Below are 16,316 nucleotides of genomic sequence, written 5' to 3'. Positions count from 1 at the left end.
GCCAGTCATGATAAAAATATTCACGACTCAAAAACCTTAAATGTTGCCATAAGCCATGCTAATAGCAACAGAAACAAACCCATCAAACAAGCGGTATGCGACCGAGGCTATGTTGGTGCAAAGGTAGTGCTCGGTGCAAACATCATTTTGCCTAAAAAAGCCCTTAAGCGAGACAATCGTTATCAACAAGACAAAAAGCGCAAACTGTGTAAAAGACGCGCAGCGATTGAGCCGATTATCGGACATCTTAAATCAGATTTTAGACTCTCTAGAAACCTACTCAAAGGGCAAGTTGGTGATGAGATTAATGTTTTAATGGCTGCCTGTGCTTGGAATTTGAGAAAATGGCTGGTGATAGCCACTATTTTTTTGTTTTGGCAAAAACTGGGCTTATTTTTTGTAAAATACCTAAGGTTTTTTGTGGTGCTGGATAAAAAGCAGTTTTGTTGATTTGGATGGTTGGAAAAATGGGTGGTTTTGGTTTGTTTGGAGTGAGTTTTTAAGGGGCGACTATTTACCTTGGCATACTGAGTTATATTTTTTGGAAAAAAGACCAATCTAAGGTACTTGCTCAAACAACCCTATTTAGTATTGTTGGGCTGGGCTTTATCGGTTATTTTTTGGCGTCTTTATTGGATTTAAAAGGTCTTGAAACTATTTCTGCTGGGTTGGAGAGATTGACTTTGTTTACCTATCCTATTTTTATTGCGATTTTAGGTGCAATTTACATTACCCCAAAACCCCTGACAACTTTTTAAAATTTCTTATATAGAACATCTTAAGAGACCTTCTTCTTTTCCTGATTCAATTTTATACTTTCTTGATACACATCCATTGGTTTTTTATATTTCAATGTTTCATGGAATCTTTGATGATTGTAAAACTCAATATAATCATCCATATCAGTGATTAAATCACTGATGGATTGATATTCATTTAAATAAATTCTTTCGCATTTTGCGCTCCTCCAGAAACGCTCAATACAGATATTATCTGTAGCCCTACCTTTACCATCCATAGATATTGTAATACCTAAATCTTTTAATCGTTTAGTGTGTATCTCACTGGTATATTGACTACCTTGATCAGTGTTAAATATCTCTGGGTGTGGGTGTGGGTGTGGGTGTGGGTGTGGGTGTAGGTGTTTCTCTAAAGCGTCATTAAGTACACCCATTACCAATTGAGAATCCATGGTATTGGATATCCTGTGTGATAGAACAGCTTTTGAATGCCAATCAATAATAGCTGCCATATAGACCATACCCCCTGCAATCTTGACATAGGTAATGTCGGTGCTCCATACATGGTTAGAATGACTGATATTAAGCCCTCGTAGCTTGTAACTGTATTTCTTGTGTGCTTTGATTGGTATAGTTGTATTAACTTGTTTAACTGCTAATACTGCCTTTAAACCTAATTCTTGCCGATAGCGTGCTACGGTGTGTAAACTCACCTTGTAGCCGTCTTCAAGTAATTGTTGATGGATTTTTTTCTCACCATAGATGGGTATTTTTTCAAACACCTTGGTGATGTGGTTTTTGATAGATTGTTTGGTGTTATTTACTTTTGGCTTGTAATAAATCCCACTTCTGTTAACACCTAACAATTGACATTGATGATTAACTGACAAAGAATATGAGGCGTGCAATAGGGAAGGCTTGAGATCAACTAACTGTTTGCGGTTAGATGAGCCCAAGCTTTTTAGCTTTTTTGCTAACCACTCCTTCTCTACGGTTACCTTGCCTACTAGTGTAGTTAAACGCTCATTTCGCATCTGTGCTTTGATAAGTTCGTCTTTGTATTCTTTGACTGCCTTGGATGGCTCCATGGCAATCTCTGCGTTAGCAAGGAAAGTCTTCTTCCAATTTTGTAGATTCTGAGGCAAAATATTATGCTTGCTGGCAATCTGCACTATGGCGCTTTCATTTTGTAGTAATTCAAGTACTAATTTAGTCTTGAATGCTGAGGTATATTTTGTTCGTTTTTTACTCATTTTTTTACTCCGATTTTTTTGTTTAGTTTAACTCGTTCGAAATAAGAAAGTTTAAATTGTTGTCTGAAATTGTTGGGGTTTTATAAAATCGCCAAGTGGGTGAAAAGTAGGTTTCTGATGATTATTCCTATTTATGCGAAGGCCTCTGATAAACACTATGAATTTTTAGTGCTATTTTTGTAGCCTCCATGTTTAGATTAAGGTATAATTACGCCTTTTTATTAATTGACAACTTTTTATACAATGGCCAATTCAGCAGGTTCTAAAAAACGCGCAAGACAAGCAGTTAAACGCAATAAACACAATTCTCAAATTCGCGCTAGAGTTCGCACTTTCGTTAAGAAGGTTGCTTATGCTTTAGAGGCTGGCAATAAAAAAGAAGCACAAGGTGGCTACGCTAAAATGCAAAAAGAGCTTGACCAAGCAGTTAGCAAAGGCTTAATGCACAAGAACCAAGTAGCTAGGAAAAAATCTCGCCTTAACGCACAGATTAAAGCGCTATAAATTTCATTATATTGCTTATAATAAAACCCTCAATTGAGGGTTTTTTTATGTATGAATAAAATTAACAAAAAAGACATTTTATTATTCAGAGATACTGTTAATACTCAAGCACCAGTGGACAAGGATGGCGTTAGTCGTATACGCAAACTCAAAAGAAAACCACCATTTACAGGATATAGTTATGTTATTGATGGCACGATTGCTGGCGAGGAAGTGGTGAGTTATGCAAAGAGTGGCATATCAGGGAAAATGATTAACAAAATGAAGCGCGGTCATATTGATAATATATCAGAACTAGATTTACATGGATATACGATAAAACAGACTTGTGAAGCTCTCTCAGAATTTATCTATCGTGAGCAATTTGAGCAATTTGTGTGCATCATTCATGGCAAAGGCTATCGCTCTGACAACAAAATGAGTGTGCTAAAAACCCAAGTGGTGAATTTTTTAAAACAGCATCCGCAAGTATTGGCGTTTCATTCTTGCCCACCTAAAGATGGTGGCACAGGTGCAATATTCGCATTATTAAAGCAATAAGGTGTAAGTGAATAATGCCACAATTTGATTTCGATACACATAATGCATTTAATCTCGATGAAATCTATTCAGTGTCGGGTTTCTTATCATTGTGTCATTCAACGATTGAAAACAATATCCCGACTTGTTGGCTCAAAGGTGAAATTTCAAATTTATCTCGCCCCGCTTCAGGGCATTGGTATTTCTCTTTAAAGGACGAACGAGGGCAAGTTCGTTGCGCTTTATTTCGCCTAAATCAACGCAATATTAAATTCAACCCAGAAAATGGCATGGAGATTTTGCTCCATGCTGCGCCAACATTATATGAAGCGCGTGGTGATTTTCAACTGATTGTTCGTCATATTGAGCCTGTAGGTGTAGGGAACCTGCAAGCCGCTTTTGAACAATTAAAAGCCAAGTTGCGTGACAAAGGCTTGTTTGATGCAAAACATAAAAAACCTCTGCCAGCAAAAGTTGATGCTATTGGTGTGATTTCTTCATCAAATGGTGCGGTGATTCAAGACATTATTAAAGTACTCAATAAGCGCTATCCGTTTGCTGAAATATTACTATTTGACTGTGTTGTACAAGGCGAAGGATCAGCAGAAAAACTAGCACAAGCACTTTATGCCGCCGACAAATCTGAGCGCTGTGATGTTTTAATTTTAGCGCGTGGTGGTGGCTCATTAGAAGACCTATGGGCGTTTAATGAAGAAGTGTTAGCCAAGGCCATATTTGCGACTACCACTCCAATTATCAGCGCTATTGGTCACGAAACTGACACCACTATTGCCGATTTTGTCGCAGACAAACGCGCACCAACGCCAAGCGCCGCTGCAATGATGGCAACACCTGATAAGTTAGAGTTATTAACCAAACTTAGCAGACTGCACGCCAATTTATTACAGCAAACGCAACAATATTTGGCTAATTATCAACACCAATTAGAGCAATTAAACTCAAAAATACCAAAACCCAATCAACAATTAAATGTGTTTTCACAAAGGCTAGATGAACTACATTCAAATTTAAATTATTATGCAAAAACAACACTCAACCTAAACCAAAGTAAACTTAACACCCTATTTGAGCAGCTAAAACAACACTCGCCAAGTGCTGATATCACACACAAAAAAGAACTTAATCAGTTGGCAAAAACACAATTACGCAACAGTATTAAACGCACCATTACCGAGCAGAATTTAAACCTATCAAAGCTAATGCAAAATCTAGAAAAATCAATGCGTAGCAGCCTCGAACAACAACAAAATAAACTCTCTATGCATATCACAGGGCTTAATCATCTCTCGCCACTCAATACGCTTTCTCGTGGTTATAGTATTTCTACGCTTAAAGATAATCGGGTGTTAAACACTACCACTGAGGTTAAAATAGGTGCATTAATAACCACACGATTAAGTGATGGTAAAATTTATTCCAAGGTTGAAAAAATTGAAAAAAATTAGTCTCTTATTGCTTCTCCTTCCCAGCATTGTATGGGCAAGTATTCCCATTAAAAATACGCCAGTTCCTGGTGGCATTGCAGTGATTGATTTTAAAACTAACCATAGCAATCCAAAGGCGTTTTACCGTACAGTACCCCTGTATGTACAACACATTAAAGACGACCATTGGCAAGCATTACTCGGCATTCCACTGATGGAAAAATTGGGTAAAAAATCCATTACTGTAAAAGATTTTTCCAGTCACATTTTTGAATTTGAGATTAAAGAACATGCTTACGAAGAACAGCATATCACCCTAAAAGGCAAAAAGAAAAAATATGTTAATCCAACAGATACACATATGCAACGCATCAAAAAAGAGCGCTTAGCATTGTCAAAGCCAAGAATGACTTTTTCTACTCAGTCCTTATCTGATGGTGCCTTCACTCGCCCTGTTGATGGGGTTACCACGGGCGCATTTGGGCTCAAACGCTTTTATAACGGACAAGCACGCAGACCCCATACTGGACTAGATTATGCAGGCAACACTGACACAGCGGTTAAAGCACCTGCTAATGGCAAAGTACTTTTAGTGGGCAATTATTTTTTTAACGGCAATGCGATATTCTTAGACCACGGACAAGGGTTAGTTAGCGTATATATTCACCTTAATAAACATTTGGTCAAACAAGGTCAATCGATCAAACAAGGTGAGATTATTGGCACGGTTGGACAGACTGGTCGCGCCACTGGTCCACACCTGCATTGGGGTGTCTATCTTAATCGCACTGCTGTTGACCCAAACCTTTTGATGGGCAAGTAATCATGAAATCAAATGTCTCTTTACTGCGCAGATTAGGCGCTATTGCTTACGATAGTTTTTTAGCATTTTCATTGGCATTTTTTATTATTGGCGTTATTCTTATCATATTTTTTAAAAAACAAGCGCAAACCGATATTTTGATATTTTTCGTGGTTTTATCAACCTATTATTTTTACTTTGCTTGGTCGTGGGTTAAAGGCGGGCAAACTTTAGGTATGAAAGCTTGGAAGTTTCACATACAACAAAACAATGGCGAGCGCATCACGCATAAGCAGGCATTTATTCGCTTTATTTTATCTATTATGTTATTTGCAACCCTTGGGCTTGGTTTTATTTATCAATTATTTAATAGCGACAATCTCGCTCTGAATGATAAATTTTCAAACACACGATTAACTAAAAATTAATCGTGCAAAGTTTTATTTCTCGATACTGGCTAAGCTTTATTCTTGTTTTTATACTAACAGTCTTGCTTTATCAAAACTTCTTTATTAATCAATTTCCATTTTCATTAATGGAAAAACAAAGTATTATTGACAAAGAGGTGCGCAACAATCAACACATAAAACAGAAAAATAAAATAAAAAATATTGAATTAAAAGCGGTAAATGCAACAGACAGGGAAATATTAGAATCTCAAGCACGCTATCGCTTTGGTCTGATTAAAAAAGGTGAACGCTATTATCAAGTTAATGAATAATTAACTCAACCCAGTTAATTAATATCATCACCTCCTTAGGTATAATTCTGACTTATGTCAACCGATAAACATTTTCTTATTGTTCCTGCAAGTGGCATGGGTTCGCGTATGAATGCCAAACAGCCCAAACAACATCTTAAATTAAAAAATGGTTTGAGTGTGCTTGACCAAACACTTAAAACTTTGTTGAATATCGAACAAATCAAAGGCTGTGTCGTTGCTATTACTGAAAACGACACAGCCTTTAAAAACTCAGTATTTGCCAATCATGATAAACTACTGGCAACTGCCATTGGTGGCAAGGAGCGCCTCCACTCTGTTATCTCAGCACTAAATGCATTACGCCCTTTTACCAAGAATAATGATTGGGTGTTGGTACACGACGCTGCTAGACCTTGTGTCAAGGCGAGTGAAATAGAAAATCTTATTAAGCAGCTCAAAGACCATCCTACGGGCGGACTATTGGCTACAAAAGTGGTGGACACTATTAAAAAATCTCACGGAAATATCGTGGAAAGCACCTTGGATAGGTCAACGCTTTGGCAGGCACAAACGCCCCAAATGTATCGTTTTTTTGTATTATCCAAAGCATTAGAAAATGCAGTACAAAATAATTTAACGATTACCGACGAAGCAAGCAGTATTGAGTATTTAGGCTTGGAATCTATCTTGGTTGAAGCAAGTAAAAGTAATCTAAAGATCACCACAGCAGAAGACCTAACACTCGCAAACTTTTATCTAGAACAAAATGAAAATTAAAACTGGAATCGGGCAAGACTCCCACGCTTTTGATAGCGAAAACAACAAGCCATTGGTTTTAGGTGGTATTGAGTTTCATCATCCTCAAGGATTAAAAGGCAACAGCGATGCAGATGTGATTTTACATTCAATCACCAATGCGCTCTCCTCAGTGACAGGTCAAAATATTCTTGGCACTAAAGCTGACGAGCTTTGTCAACAAGGTATCACTGATAGCACTGAATATCTGAAACTTGCACTCAAAGATTTAGGCAGTTGGCAAATCGAGCATATTGCCATTGCCGTTGAGTGTCTAGTACCTAAAATCACACCGAAAATGCAAGCACTAAAGTCTAATATTGCCAACTTAACCAACATTGAAATTAGTGATATTGGCATCACTGCTACCACAGGTGAAGGTTTAAGCGCTTTTGGAAAAGGGAAAGGCATTCAAGTGTTCACTATTATCACTGTTTCAAAATGAATAATTTACTACCTACTTTCAGCTCTAGAATTAAAAGAATCCATTTTATTGGTATTGGTGGCTCAGGTATGAGCGGTATTGCCGAGGTGCTACATAATTTGGGTTATCAAATTTCAGGTTCAGATTTAAATCAAAGCCCTATTACCAAACGCTTGCAAAAATTAGGCTGTGAGGTTTTTAACGCTCATCATCAAAACAATATCAAAGATGCTGATGCTGTAGTGGTTTCCAGTGCAATTAGTCAGAAAAATCCAGAACTTATCAACGCACAGAAAAACAATATCCCTGTTGTCCCTAGAGCAGAAATGTTGGCTGAAATTATGCGTTTTCGCTTTGGTATTGCTGTTGCAGGTACTCATGGAAAAACCACCACCACCAGTTTAATTACTCATATTTTGAATACCGCTAAACTTGATCCAACTTATATTATTGGTGGTATTTTAAATTCTAGCGGTATCAACGCAAAACTCGGTGAGAGTGATTATTTGATAGCTGAAGCCGATGAGTCTGATGCATCTTTCTTATTGTTACAACCCATGCTCAGCGTCATCACCAATATTGACCAAGACCACATGAGCACTTATGATTATGATTATAAGAAACTCACTGATGCCTTTATTAGCTTCACTTCTAACCTACCTTTTTATGGTGCGTGTGTACTATGTGCAGACGATGATGGCGTCAAAGATATACTCAGCAGCATTCACCGTCCTTTGGTCACTTATGGCTTTTCTGATGGGGTTGATGTTCAAGCAATCAACATCAGTCAATCTAATAGAAAAATGTATTTTGAGGTTATTCTTACCCCTCAAAAGCAATCTTTTAAAGTTGAATTCAACAGCATAGGAAGGCACAATATTCTCAACACCTTAGCGGCTATTGGTGTGGCTTGTAAGCTAGATATAAGTATTGATATTATCCAAAGTGCACTAAAAAGTTTTACTGGTGTTGCACGACGACTTGATTATCACGGCGAACTTACTATTAATAATCATCGAATATCCTTATACGATGATTATGGACACCATCCAAATGAAATTTTGGCAGTCATTGAAAGCTTAAGAAGCACTTATAAAAACAAAAACTTAGTGGTAATTTTCCAGCCACATCGTTATTCAAGAACACGGGATTTATTTGATGCTTTTTCTCATGCCTTATCCAAAGTGGATGGACTTATCTTACTTGAAGTTTATCCTGCCAATGAGCGTCCAATTGCCAATATTAATTCTAGCTCACTGGCAAACAGTATTCGTCAACGCTCGACACTTGACCCAATTGTGGTCAAAAATACCAAAGAAGCCCTTAAAGTCTTGCCCAATATTATTGAAAGTAACGATGTAGTACTAACACTTGGCGCTGGCGATATTCATACTTTAGTTAAACCCATCATGACACAATATGCTGACTCATAACGAGCCAATGGCTAAGCATTGCTCATTCAGAGTAGGCGGTATCGCACAAGATTTTTTTACACCCAATACACTCAATGAGTTATCGGACTTTTTAAAAAGCAATCAAAAACCTATCTTGATGTTAGGGTTAGGTAGCAACCTGCTGGTGCGTGATAGAGGTTTTTTAGGGGTTGCTATCAAACTCACGCAACTCAATCAATTAGGTGTTGAAAATGGCATTGTTCAAGCAGATGCAGGCGTGACACTGGCAAAGCTCTCTCGATTTTGCGGATCTCAAGGGTTGAATGGCGCTGAATTTTTAAGTGCTATTCCAGGCAGTGTCGGTGGTGCATTAGCAATGAATGCGGGTGCATTTGGTTTTGAGATTTGGTCTTCAGTTGAATCTGTCACCACTATTAATACTTTAGGCAAGGTATTTAAGCGTAGCGTCACTGAGTTTGATATTGCCTATAGAAAAGTAGCACCACAGCATAAGGATGAGTATTTTATTAGTGCAAGTTTAAGATTTTCACAGACTAACAAACAACAAAATATCAAAGCCTTGTTAAAAAAGCGTAACGATTCTCAGCCGATTGGTGAGGCGAATTGTGGCAGTGTGTTTAAAAATCCGCCAAATAATTTTGCCGCAAAACTCATTGAAGACAGTAACTTAAAAGGTTTTTGTATCGGTGGTGCTTGCGTATCCAGCAAACATGCCAACTTTATTACCAACCAAGACAATGCTACTGCAGATGATATTGAAAATCTCATTAAACACATTCAACAAACCGTAAAATCTATGTACGATATTAGCCTGGAAACTGAAGTAGTGATAATATGATAGCAATATTAATGGGTGGCAACTCAACCGAGCGAGATGTCTCATTAAACAGTGGAGAATCTATTTATAAGTCCTTAGAAAACCAAAACATTGATTGCTTTAAGTTTGACTGGTTGGGTGATAATCTTGAGGAACTTTGGACTCAGAATTTTGACAAGGCTTTTATCGCATTGCATGGTCGTGGCGGTGAAGATGGCGCTATTCAAAGGCAACTTGAGAAGCATAACATTGCCTACACAGGCTCAAATGCAAATGCATCCGAGCAATGTATGAATAAAGCCAAAACCAAAAACATTTGGAAGCAATACGATTTAGCGCTATCGCCTTGGGTTGTTGCCAATGCTGGACAGGTAATACCTGAGATTGATTTTCCACTACCTTGGGCAGTTAAGCCAATATTGGAAGGATCAAGTGTGGGTATTAGCAAAGTTGAAGATATGTCGCAACTAAAACCTGCTTTAAAATTAGCCTTTAAATATGACAATACCGCACTCATTGAAAAGTGGATAGAAGGCAATGAATATACTGTTTCAATTCTCAATGGCAAACCTTTACCAGTGGTTCAAATTAAAGTAGATCAAGGATTTTATGATTACCAGTCCAAATACCTATCTGATACAACACAATATTTATCTCCATGTGGACTCTCAAATGCAGAAGAAAAACACTTGCAAGAAATTGCCATGCAAGCATTTGATGTGATGGGTGCAAAAACTTGGGGGCGTGTTGACTTCATTTTGGACAAAAAAAACGCGCCTTATTTATTAGAAATCAACACCGTACCTGGTATGACTTCTCACTCACTGGTACCCATGGCCGCTAAAGCATTTGGTTTAAGTTTTGATGAATTGGTGTTGGCGATTCTCAATGGCTAAAAAAAAACGCAGGTCTAAATTCAACAAACGCACAAAAACGCGTGGGGAAAAAATAAAGCCACTGGCTATCAGTTTTGCTATTCTTAGCACCATAGGGTTAATTGTATGGGGTGTACTAAGCGTTATGGAGAGCCCTTTTTTAAAGGCGAAAATTCATTGGGAAATTGATAGTCAATTACCAATTGCACCAATAGTGTTAAAAAAAAGCATCCACTCACTCACTGACAATAAATACCAATTTGACACAGATAAAATTAAGCAAATATTAGAATTTCAACCGTGGGTTGCTAAAGCACATATCACCGAGCAGTGGCTTTCTAACGATATTCAAATTAAAATTAAGTCTCAACAAATCGCAATGCGTTGGGAAAATAATGATTGCAAAAAAAAGAAAACACTTCATTGCACAGGCTATATATCTAATAACGGTGAATTATTTACCCCTCAAAAAACTGTTAAATCTGAAGCGCCATTAGCACACTCTAAAGCAAAAAAAGAAATCGTCATGCAACTTTACCAAGATTATCAAGATTATCAAAAACAAGCTGGGAAAATGCCCATCAAATCATTTTCTAAAACGCACATTGATCAACTTATATTTAAGCCAAATATTAAAGTGAATTTGGGTTATCAACAAAAAAAACAGCGTTTGGCACGCTTTTTAAAAACCTACAAAAAACTTAGAAAAAAAGTGGCACGCAAAAAATTGGATAAAGCCACCTTTGATATGAGATACCCAAAAGGCTTTACTTTTAAGTATTAGATTGAGACTCTTTAGTGATTAACTGATAACACAACGCCAATGTAATTGAACTCCAATAAAATGCCAGCACTCTTGCCGCCCACTCCACCCCTATGTCTAAAGCAAGCATACGAGATAAAGAGCCAAACAACAAAACGATTAACATGGGCACAACCACCTGCAAAAAGAACAAATTCAACTGCGCAGGAAACGATAATTCCCAACGATATTTAATAGGATTACCAATCGCAATATTGACAAAATTAAGCGTGATTGGCACCACTAAAAAAGATATTAACAATGATAGCCACAATAAATTATTCATGATAAGTGTCGCCATACTCACAAAGCCAACCAATAGTGTTAAACCAATAAATCGTGCAATCTTAGCAAACTCTAAAACTGGCAAAATACTTACCGATTGCTCACCTAGAACAACTAAACGATAAAGATTAATAGACAAAGAAAGATGTCCATAGAAAAACAAGGCAAGATAAAGCCCTGTATTGTCTGGAAAAATAGGTGGCTCAGACAACTTGTTAGTAAACATTTGTTTCGCTAATGCTATTAATTCTGGTGCTGACATTAACAACGGTAGAGAAATTAACACTGGAACAATAGAAATCTCTAGTATTTTTCTCCAATGCACCGTAGCAAATGCAAAACCCGCTACAAAAATTTTATGAATAGGTAATTGATACATTTAATTGTCTTATTGTTTAACGATGGATTTGATAATTTTAAGCTTCTTGCCAATTTTCAGTGGCTTTTTAATAAACAATTTATTCCACTTGAGCAGTTGCGATATGCGCACACCAAATTTATGTGCAATTGCCGATAAGTTATCGCCAGCCCTAACACGATAAGTTATCGTTCTTTTGACATTCACACCAATTTTAGTGAGATTTTTCAGTTTTGATGCTTTAACTTTCGATACCTGCCAAATTATTAATTTTTGCCCGATTTGTAGTCCTTTGATGGCATTAAATAAATGATTCCATTTAATAATGCTTTTAGCAGGCACATCATAACGATTAGATATCAGCCACAAATTTTCACCTTTAACAACTTTATGGATGATTTTTTTACCGTGTTTTTGGCTGTTTAACCGCTGTTCTGTACGCTGGTCTTTAGATAATGAGTAATAGTTTTTGGATTTTTTAGGAATAGGGATAATGATTTTTTCACCGTGTTTAATTTTCAGGCCTTCCATATTATTAATGCTCTTAATATAAGCCACTGATGAATTAAAAAATTTTGCCAACTTATTCAGATTGTCGCCTGATTTGATCGTATAACGCTTATAATTTAGCTGTTTTTTCTTGGGGTAAGCCGAACGCGCTTTTTTAAAGCCTGCCACTTTTTCAATTGGCAATAATAGCTCATAACGGAAAATATCTGGCGTTGCCCAACGATTTAAATCAGGATTCAGCGTATAAATCTCATCTAAACTTAGCCCAGTCCACTGAGAAATTAGTGATAAATCCAATTGTGAATATACATACACTGACTCAAGTTTTGGCTTATTGGCAACAGGGGTAATCGTTTGTCCATATTTATGTGGGTTTCTAATCAACTCTACCACTGCTAACAATCTTGGCACATAACCTTCGGTTTCCCTAGGTAGAGAGATATTCCAAAAATCTGCTTTTCTACCTTTGGCTTTATTCTTAGCGACTGCCCTTTTCACCCTACCCGGTCCAGAATTATAACTGGCAATCGCCAATAACCAATCCCCCTTAAATAAGGCGTGTAAATCCTTCAAATACTTGACTGCCGAACGCGTTGAGTGAATCACACTACGGCGTTCATCTACCCAATAATTCTGCTTTAGTCCATAGAGTTTTCCCGTATCAGGAATAAACTGCCATAAGCCCGACGCTGTGCCGTGTGAGTAAGAAAATGGATAATATGCCGACTCAATAATTGGCAATAGCGCCAACTCAATCGGTAAGCCTGCTTTTTCTACTTCTCTAACCACTAAATGCAAATAAGGTCCAGCGCGTTTGGTAACTCGCGTTAAATGATCAGGGTTATCCTTAAACCATTTAATATGCCAATACAAATCTTTTTGGGAGCGAGGCTTTAGCGTACTTCCCTTAGAAATACGCTTCCACAAATCATTTTCACTTAATTGTACAGGTGGTTTTTGATAAGCTAAAGTAGAGCGCTCAGATATTTCAACTATTTTTTTTTGTTCTGGCTTTACATCATTTTGAATAGAACAAGAGCTCAATAAAAAAGACAAAAGCAATGGAATGAATCTTAAGATTTTGAGCCTCCTGAACACTTAGGAGAATCGGGTGCACCATTTTTCATCTCCCACTCATCTGGCGTGTAAGTATGCATCGCTAAAGCATGAATATGGTTTAATTCTTCTTTAAATAATTGATTGATAAATCGGTGTCTATCAATCAGTTTAAGATCAATAAAATAATCACTCACCACCACCAATTTAAAATGTGATTCGGTTGCAGGTCCAGAATGATTATTAGACTCATTGGTAACCTCTAAATGCACCGGATTAAGTGCAATACTCAGTTGTTCTGTCAAGTGTTGTTGCATATCGCTCATTATTTCTTTCCTGTAAAGGCAAAAACAAAGGCATCTGAAAAGAAATTATCCTGAATCATACCTTGCTCAACAAAACTTTTAGCCGCAGACTTGACCATCTCTGGTGGCCCACACGCATAAATCTCATACCCCGTTAAATCCTCAAAATCTCTCAATATGCTTTTATGTACAAAGCCTTTTCTACCCTGCCAATCTTCATTGGACTGTGACAACACGGGCACAAAATGAATGTTATCATTTTCATTCGCCCACTGCTGAGGCAAATCCATATACAAATCCACCTCGTTACGCACCCCCCAATAAATGTAAATTGCTCGATCAAGTTTAGTGGCAATCGCATGCTCAACAATAGATTTAATCGGTGCAAACCCTGTACCGCCAGCCATTAAAATAACAGGCTTTTTACTGTCTTCTCTAAAGAAGAAATCCCCTTTAGGTCCTTCCAATTGCAATAGCGACTTTTCCCTTAATTGATTAAAAATAAAATTGGTGAATTTACCCCCTTCAATCAAACGCACATGCAGCTCTATCAAGCCATCATTACCTGGTGCATTAGCAATAGAAAAAGCCCGAGGCTCAAAATCAGGGTGGATTAAATCAATATACTGCCCTGCCAAATATTGCAAGGACTCCGCATTTGGAATTTTTAAAAATATCTGTGTCACATCATGATTAAGGCGCTCAATACTTTGCACCTTGCAAGGTAGTGTTCTCACCTCAATATCTGCCACACTATCGAGTTCATCAATCACCAGTGCCACATCAGATTTAGCACGACACTGGCACAACAGTGCCATACCATCAGCCACCTCTTCAGGGGTGATACCATTCGGAATACCACCTTCGTAACCCACTTCGCCCTCAATAATCGTCGCCTTGCATTTTCCACAAAAGCCTTTTTGACAACCATAAGGGAAATTTAATCCATGGATAAGCGCATCATCCAAAATAGCACTATCACCATCGGTTCTAAAAACTTTACCAGTTACTTGATTTTCAATTGTAAACATTGTTTATTCTGTGAGACTTTTATTAGTGCTGATATTATAATGTAGGTTATGTCAATTAATGTCTAGTAATTCAAAGTCCTTTTATGTCACAAATACCAAATAAAACTGTTGTATTTTTAATGGGGCCTACTGCCTCAGGTAAGACCGATTTGGCTATTCAACTAGCAGATAAATTCAAAACAAGTATCATCAGTGTTGACTCAGCACTCATTTACAAAGGCATGGACATCGGCACCGCCAAGCCCAATAAAACAATCTTAGAGAAATATCCACATCATTTAATTGATATTTGTAACCCAGAAGACACTTACTCAGCTTTTGATTTTGTACACGATGCCAACAAACAAATCGAAACTGCCTTTAAAAATGGCGAAACACCCATCTTAGTTGGTGGCACTTCATTTTATTTTAACGCGCTTGAACATGGACTCTCTAACCTACCAGAATCCACCAAAAAATCCAAAGAAAAATTTAACCAACTACACCAAGAAAAAGGCTCTGCCACACTACATAAAGACTTAAAACAAATTGACCCGCAAGCTGCAAATCGCATTCATCCAAATGACTCTCAACGCATTACCCGTGCATTAGAAGTGTTTGAGCTCAGCGGTAAAACTCTAAGCGAACTACAAGGCAACAAACAACCTAGTATCAACTACCCCATCAAAAAAATTATCCTCATGCCCGAACGAGCTGAACTACACAGGCGTATCGAAGCGCGCTTTTTATCCATGATGGAAAACGGCTTTCTAGAAGAAGCAAAAACTCTAAAACAAAACCCAAATTTACACGAAAACTTGCCCTCTATCCGCTGTGTTGGCTACCGCCAAGCATGGCAATATCTCAACAATGAGATTAACGAAGCAACCATGATAGAAAAAGCCGTCATTGCCACCCGCCAGCTCTGCAAACGCCAAAGCACTTGGCTAAGAAGTGAAAAAAATGCGCTGATTTTAACAACCAACAACATTGAGGCAACAATGCAATTTATAAAACCTTCCGCCCGCCTATCGCTCTGAATCGTTATTTGGAAACCCTTACGCAGAGTAATCTCTTTAAATTTTGTCTTAATTTGAGAACGATATTACTTAGAGTGGCTAAATTTGGGCTTGCCTCCTAGAAGAAAGGCTCACAAGTTGACAAAAAATAGACTTTTAACGACCAGAGACCTTTGCATAACCCAACCAAAAACCCACCAATCTGATAAAACAACACCCATCTAAAACAACCATAAAACACCCAAAATGTCTTGGAAAAACACCCAACAAAATTCATTTGCAGATTCTCTTGTTATTGAACATAAATCTCTATCAGAACTAGACGATGTGCATAACATCATTAACTGGGGCGAGATAGAACAAACACTATCAAATCTTTATACCTCCAAAACAGCTGCAAGCGCCTATCCACCCATAATGATGTTTAAAATCCTAATTCTTCAGGCTTGGTATGCGCTTAGCGATGAAGCCTTAGAAAAACAAATTGCTAGAGATTTAATGTTCAGACGCTTCATTGATTTAAGTTTAAGCGAAGCAGTGCCAGACCATTCCACCATTTGGCGTTTTAGACAATTACTCAATACTGAAAATTTGCTAGAAGCACTACTAGAACAAATCAATCATCATTTAGAACAAAACAGTATTATTGTTTCTCTAGGTTCAATCAACATTATTGATG

At 37.6% G+C, this 16,316-nt stretch carries 20 protein-coding genes; 15 read left to right on the top strand and 5 right to left on the bottom strand.

Annotated features, from left to right (window positions below; all coding sequences use genetic code 11):
- A partial coding sequence (locus BHECKSOX2_RS03800) for a transposase (RefSeq protein ID WP_139682054.1) occupies positions 1-450 on the top strand: 450 nt, incomplete at its 5' end.
- A gap of 328 nt (positions 451-778) precedes the next feature.
- On the opposite strand, the gene BHECKSOX2_RS03790 is transcribed toward BHECKSOX2_RS03800, so the two are convergent.
- Positions 779-1,993 carry an IS3 family transposase gene (locus BHECKSOX2_RS03790; protein WP_139682457.1) on the bottom strand — a complete coding sequence of 405 codons (1,215 nt, stop codon included), beginning with the start codon at positions 1,991-1,993 and terminating at the stop codon, positions 779-781.
- Positions 1,994-2,236: 243 nt separating this feature from the next.
- On the opposite strand from BHECKSOX2_RS03790, the gene rpsT reads away from it, so the two are divergent.
- The 12 genes from rpsT to BHECKSOX2_RS03730 are packed head-to-tail and all read left to right on the top strand — an operon-like array spanning position 2,237 to position 11,076.
- Positions 2,237-2,497 (top strand): 30S ribosomal protein S20, encoded by a 261-nt coding sequence (gene rpsT, locus BHECKSOX2_RS03785; RefSeq protein WP_090715387.1) that lies wholly within the window; start codon positions 2,237-2,239, stop codon positions 2,495-2,497.
- Positions 2,498-2,548: 51 nt separating this feature from the next.
- Positions 2,549-3,037 (top strand): Smr/MutS family protein, encoded by a 489-nt coding sequence (locus BHECKSOX2_RS03780; RefSeq protein WP_139682527.1) that lies wholly within the window; start codon positions 2,549-2,551, stop codon positions 3,035-3,037.
- Between the two features lie 14 nt (positions 3,038-3,051).
- Positions 3,052-4,482, top strand: coding sequence for an exodeoxyribonuclease VII large subunit (gene xseA, locus BHECKSOX2_RS03775; RefSeq protein WP_139682526.1), 1,431 nt, complete (start codon positions 3,052-3,054; stop codon positions 4,480-4,482).
- Positions 4,469-5,284 (top strand): peptidoglycan DD-metalloendopeptidase family protein, encoded by an 816-nt coding sequence (locus tag BHECKSOX2_RS03770; RefSeq protein WP_245391307.1) that lies wholly within the window; start codon positions 4,469-4,471, stop codon positions 5,282-5,284. Before xseA ends, BHECKSOX2_RS03770 begins: the two co-directional genes overlap by 14 nt.
- 2 nt (positions 5,285-5,286) lie before the next feature.
- The gene (locus tag BHECKSOX2_RS03765; RefSeq protein WP_139682524.1) at positions 5,287-5,691 is read left to right on the top strand and encodes an RDD family protein; all 405 of its coding nucleotides are present in this window, start codon (positions 5,287-5,289) and stop codon (positions 5,689-5,691) included.
- A 2-nt stretch (positions 5,692-5,693) separates the two neighbouring features.
- Positions 5,694-5,984 carry an FtsB family cell division protein gene (locus tag BHECKSOX2_RS03760; protein ID WP_139682523.1) on the top strand — a complete coding sequence of 97 codons (291 nt, stop codon included), beginning with the start codon at positions 5,694-5,696 and terminating at the stop codon, positions 5,982-5,984.
- A gap of 54 nt (positions 5,985-6,038) precedes the next feature.
- The gene (gene ispD, locus BHECKSOX2_RS03755) at positions 6,039-6,743 is read left to right on the top strand and encodes a 2-C-methyl-D-erythritol 4-phosphate cytidylyltransferase (RefSeq protein ID WP_090716526.1); all 705 of its coding nucleotides are present in this window, start codon (positions 6,039-6,041) and stop codon (positions 6,741-6,743) included.
- Positions 6,733-7,206 carry a 2-C-methyl-D-erythritol 2,4-cyclodiphosphate synthase gene (ispF, locus tag BHECKSOX2_RS03750; protein ID WP_090716524.1) on the top strand — a complete coding sequence of 158 codons (474 nt, stop codon included), beginning with the start codon at positions 6,733-6,735 and terminating at the stop codon, positions 7,204-7,206. Before ispD ends, ispF begins: the two co-directional genes overlap by 11 nt.
- Positions 7,203-8,618, top strand: coding sequence for a UDP-N-acetylmuramate--L-alanine ligase (gene murC / locus BHECKSOX2_RS03745; RefSeq protein WP_139682522.1), 1,416 nt, complete (start codon positions 7,203-7,205; stop codon positions 8,616-8,618). Before ispF ends, murC begins: the two co-directional genes overlap by 4 nt.
- The gene (murB, locus tag BHECKSOX2_RS03740; protein ID WP_139682521.1) at positions 8,605-9,438 is read left to right on the top strand and encodes a UDP-N-acetylmuramate dehydrogenase; all 834 of its coding nucleotides are present in this window, start codon (positions 8,605-8,607) and stop codon (positions 9,436-9,438) included. The genes murC and murB overlap by 14 nt, the downstream gene beginning before the upstream one ends.
- Positions 9,435-10,313, top strand: a complete 879-nt coding sequence (locus BHECKSOX2_RS03735) for a D-alanine--D-alanine ligase (RefSeq protein ID WP_090716521.1) — start codon at positions 9,435-9,437, stop codon at positions 10,311-10,313. Before murB ends, BHECKSOX2_RS03735 begins: the two co-directional genes overlap by 4 nt.
- Positions 10,306-11,076, top strand: a complete 771-nt coding sequence (locus tag BHECKSOX2_RS03730) for a cell division protein FtsQ/DivIB (protein ID WP_180323644.1) — start codon at positions 10,306-10,308, stop codon at positions 11,074-11,076. The genes BHECKSOX2_RS03735 and BHECKSOX2_RS03730 overlap by 8 nt, the downstream gene beginning before the upstream one ends.
- On the opposite strand, the gene BHECKSOX2_RS03725 is transcribed toward BHECKSOX2_RS03730, so the two are convergent.
- The 4 genes from BHECKSOX2_RS03725 to BHECKSOX2_RS03710 are packed head-to-tail and all read right to left on the bottom strand — an operon-like array spanning position 11,066 to position 14,639.
- Positions 11,066-11,758: a hypothetical protein gene (locus tag BHECKSOX2_RS03725; RefSeq protein WP_139682519.1), complete on the bottom strand. Its 693-nt coding sequence runs from the start codon at positions 11,756-11,758 to the stop codon at positions 11,066-11,068. The genes BHECKSOX2_RS03730 and BHECKSOX2_RS03725 overlap by 11 nt on opposite strands.
- Positions 11,759-11,767: 9 nt before the next feature.
- Entirely contained in the window at positions 11,768-13,291 is a 1,524-nt protein-coding gene (locus BHECKSOX2_RS03720; protein ID WP_139682532.1) for a LysM peptidoglycan-binding domain-containing protein, read from the bottom strand.
- Positions 13,292-13,320: 29 nt separating this feature from the next.
- Positions 13,321-13,629 carry a BolA family protein gene (locus BHECKSOX2_RS03715; protein WP_090716516.1) on the bottom strand — a complete coding sequence of 103 codons (309 nt, stop codon included), beginning with the start codon at positions 13,627-13,629 and terminating at the stop codon, positions 13,321-13,323.
- A complete protein-coding gene (locus tag BHECKSOX2_RS03710; RefSeq protein ID WP_139682518.1) occupies positions 13,629-14,639 on the bottom strand; it encodes a CDP-6-deoxy-delta-3,4-glucoseen reductase in 1,011 nt (336 codons plus the stop codon). The genes BHECKSOX2_RS03715 and BHECKSOX2_RS03710 overlap by 1 nt, the downstream gene beginning before the upstream one ends.
- A gap of 83 nt (positions 14,640-14,722) precedes the next feature.
- Here BHECKSOX2_RS03710 and miaA point away from each other — a divergent pair, with 83 nt between their 5' ends.
- Complete coding sequence (miaA, locus tag BHECKSOX2_RS03705; protein ID WP_139682517.1) at positions 14,723-15,658, top strand: tRNA (adenosine(37)-N6)-dimethylallyltransferase MiaA; 936 nt, start codon at positions 14,723-14,725, stop codon at positions 15,656-15,658.
- A 225-nt stretch (positions 15,659-15,883) separates the two neighbouring features.
- Positions 15,884-16,316 (top strand): transposase (locus tag BHECKSOX2_RS03700; protein WP_139682531.1); only part of this gene is annotated, 433 nt, incomplete at its 3' end.

It is taken from the genome of thiotrophic endosymbiont of Bathymodiolus puteoserpentis (Logatchev), from assembly GCF_900127505.1.
In the GTDB taxonomy this organism is placed as follows: Bacteria; Pseudomonadota; Gammaproteobacteria; order PS1; family Pseudothioglobaceae; genus Thiodubiliella.
Note: the sequence above shows the minus strand (reverse complement) of the source record. Positions and strands in the feature narration are given on the sequence as shown.

Bases quoted from the DNA above. Each gene is read 5' to 3' on its own strand.
- BHECKSOX2_RS03790 (WP_139682457.1), bottom strand. From the start codon at position 1,993: ATGAGTAAAAAACGAACAAAATATACCTCAGCATTCAAGACTAAATTA.
- rpsT (WP_090715387.1), top strand. From the start codon at position 2,237: ATGGCCAATTCAGCAGGTTCTAAAAAACGCGCAAGACAAGCAGTTAAA.
- BHECKSOX2_RS03780 (WP_139682527.1), top strand. From the start codon at position 2,549: ATGAATAAAATTAACAAAAAAGACATTTTATTATTCAGAGATACTGTT.
- xseA (WP_139682526.1), top strand. From the start codon at position 3,052: ATGCCACAATTTGATTTCGATACACATAATGCATTTAATCTCGATGAA.
- BHECKSOX2_RS03765 (WP_139682524.1), top strand. From the start codon at position 5,287: ATGAAATCAAATGTCTCTTTACTGCGCAGATTAGGCGCTATTGCTTAC.
- ispD (WP_090716526.1), top strand. From the start codon at position 6,039: ATGTCAACCGATAAACATTTTCTTATTGTTCCTGCAAGTGGCATGGGT.
- ispF (WP_090716524.1), top strand. From the start codon at position 6,733: ATGAAAATTAAAACTGGAATCGGGCAAGACTCCCACGCTTTTGATAGC.
- murC (WP_139682522.1), top strand. From the start codon at position 7,203: ATGAATAATTTACTACCTACTTTCAGCTCTAGAATTAAAAGAATCCAT.
- murB (WP_139682521.1), top strand. From the start codon at position 8,605: ATGCTGACTCATAACGAGCCAATGGCTAAGCATTGCTCATTCAGAGTA.
- BHECKSOX2_RS03735 (WP_090716521.1), top strand. From the start codon at position 9,435: ATGATAGCAATATTAATGGGTGGCAACTCAACCGAGCGAGATGTCTCA.
- BHECKSOX2_RS03730 (WP_180323644.1), top strand. From the start codon at position 10,306: ATGGCTAAAAAAAAACGCAGGTCTAAATTCAACAAACGCACAAAAACG.
- BHECKSOX2_RS03725 (WP_139682519.1), bottom strand. From the start codon at position 11,758: ATGTATCAATTACCTATTCATAAAATTTTTGTAGCGGGTTTTGCATTT.
- BHECKSOX2_RS03715 (WP_090716516.1), bottom strand. From the start codon at position 13,629: ATGAGCGATATGCAACAACACTTGACAGAACAACTGAGTATTGCACTT.
- BHECKSOX2_RS03710 (WP_139682518.1), bottom strand. From the start codon at position 14,639: ATGTTTACAATTGAAAATCAAGTAACTGGTAAAGTTTTTAGAACCGAT.
- miaA (WP_139682517.1), top strand. From the start codon at position 14,723: ATGTCACAAATACCAAATAAAACTGTTGTATTTTTAATGGGGCCTACT.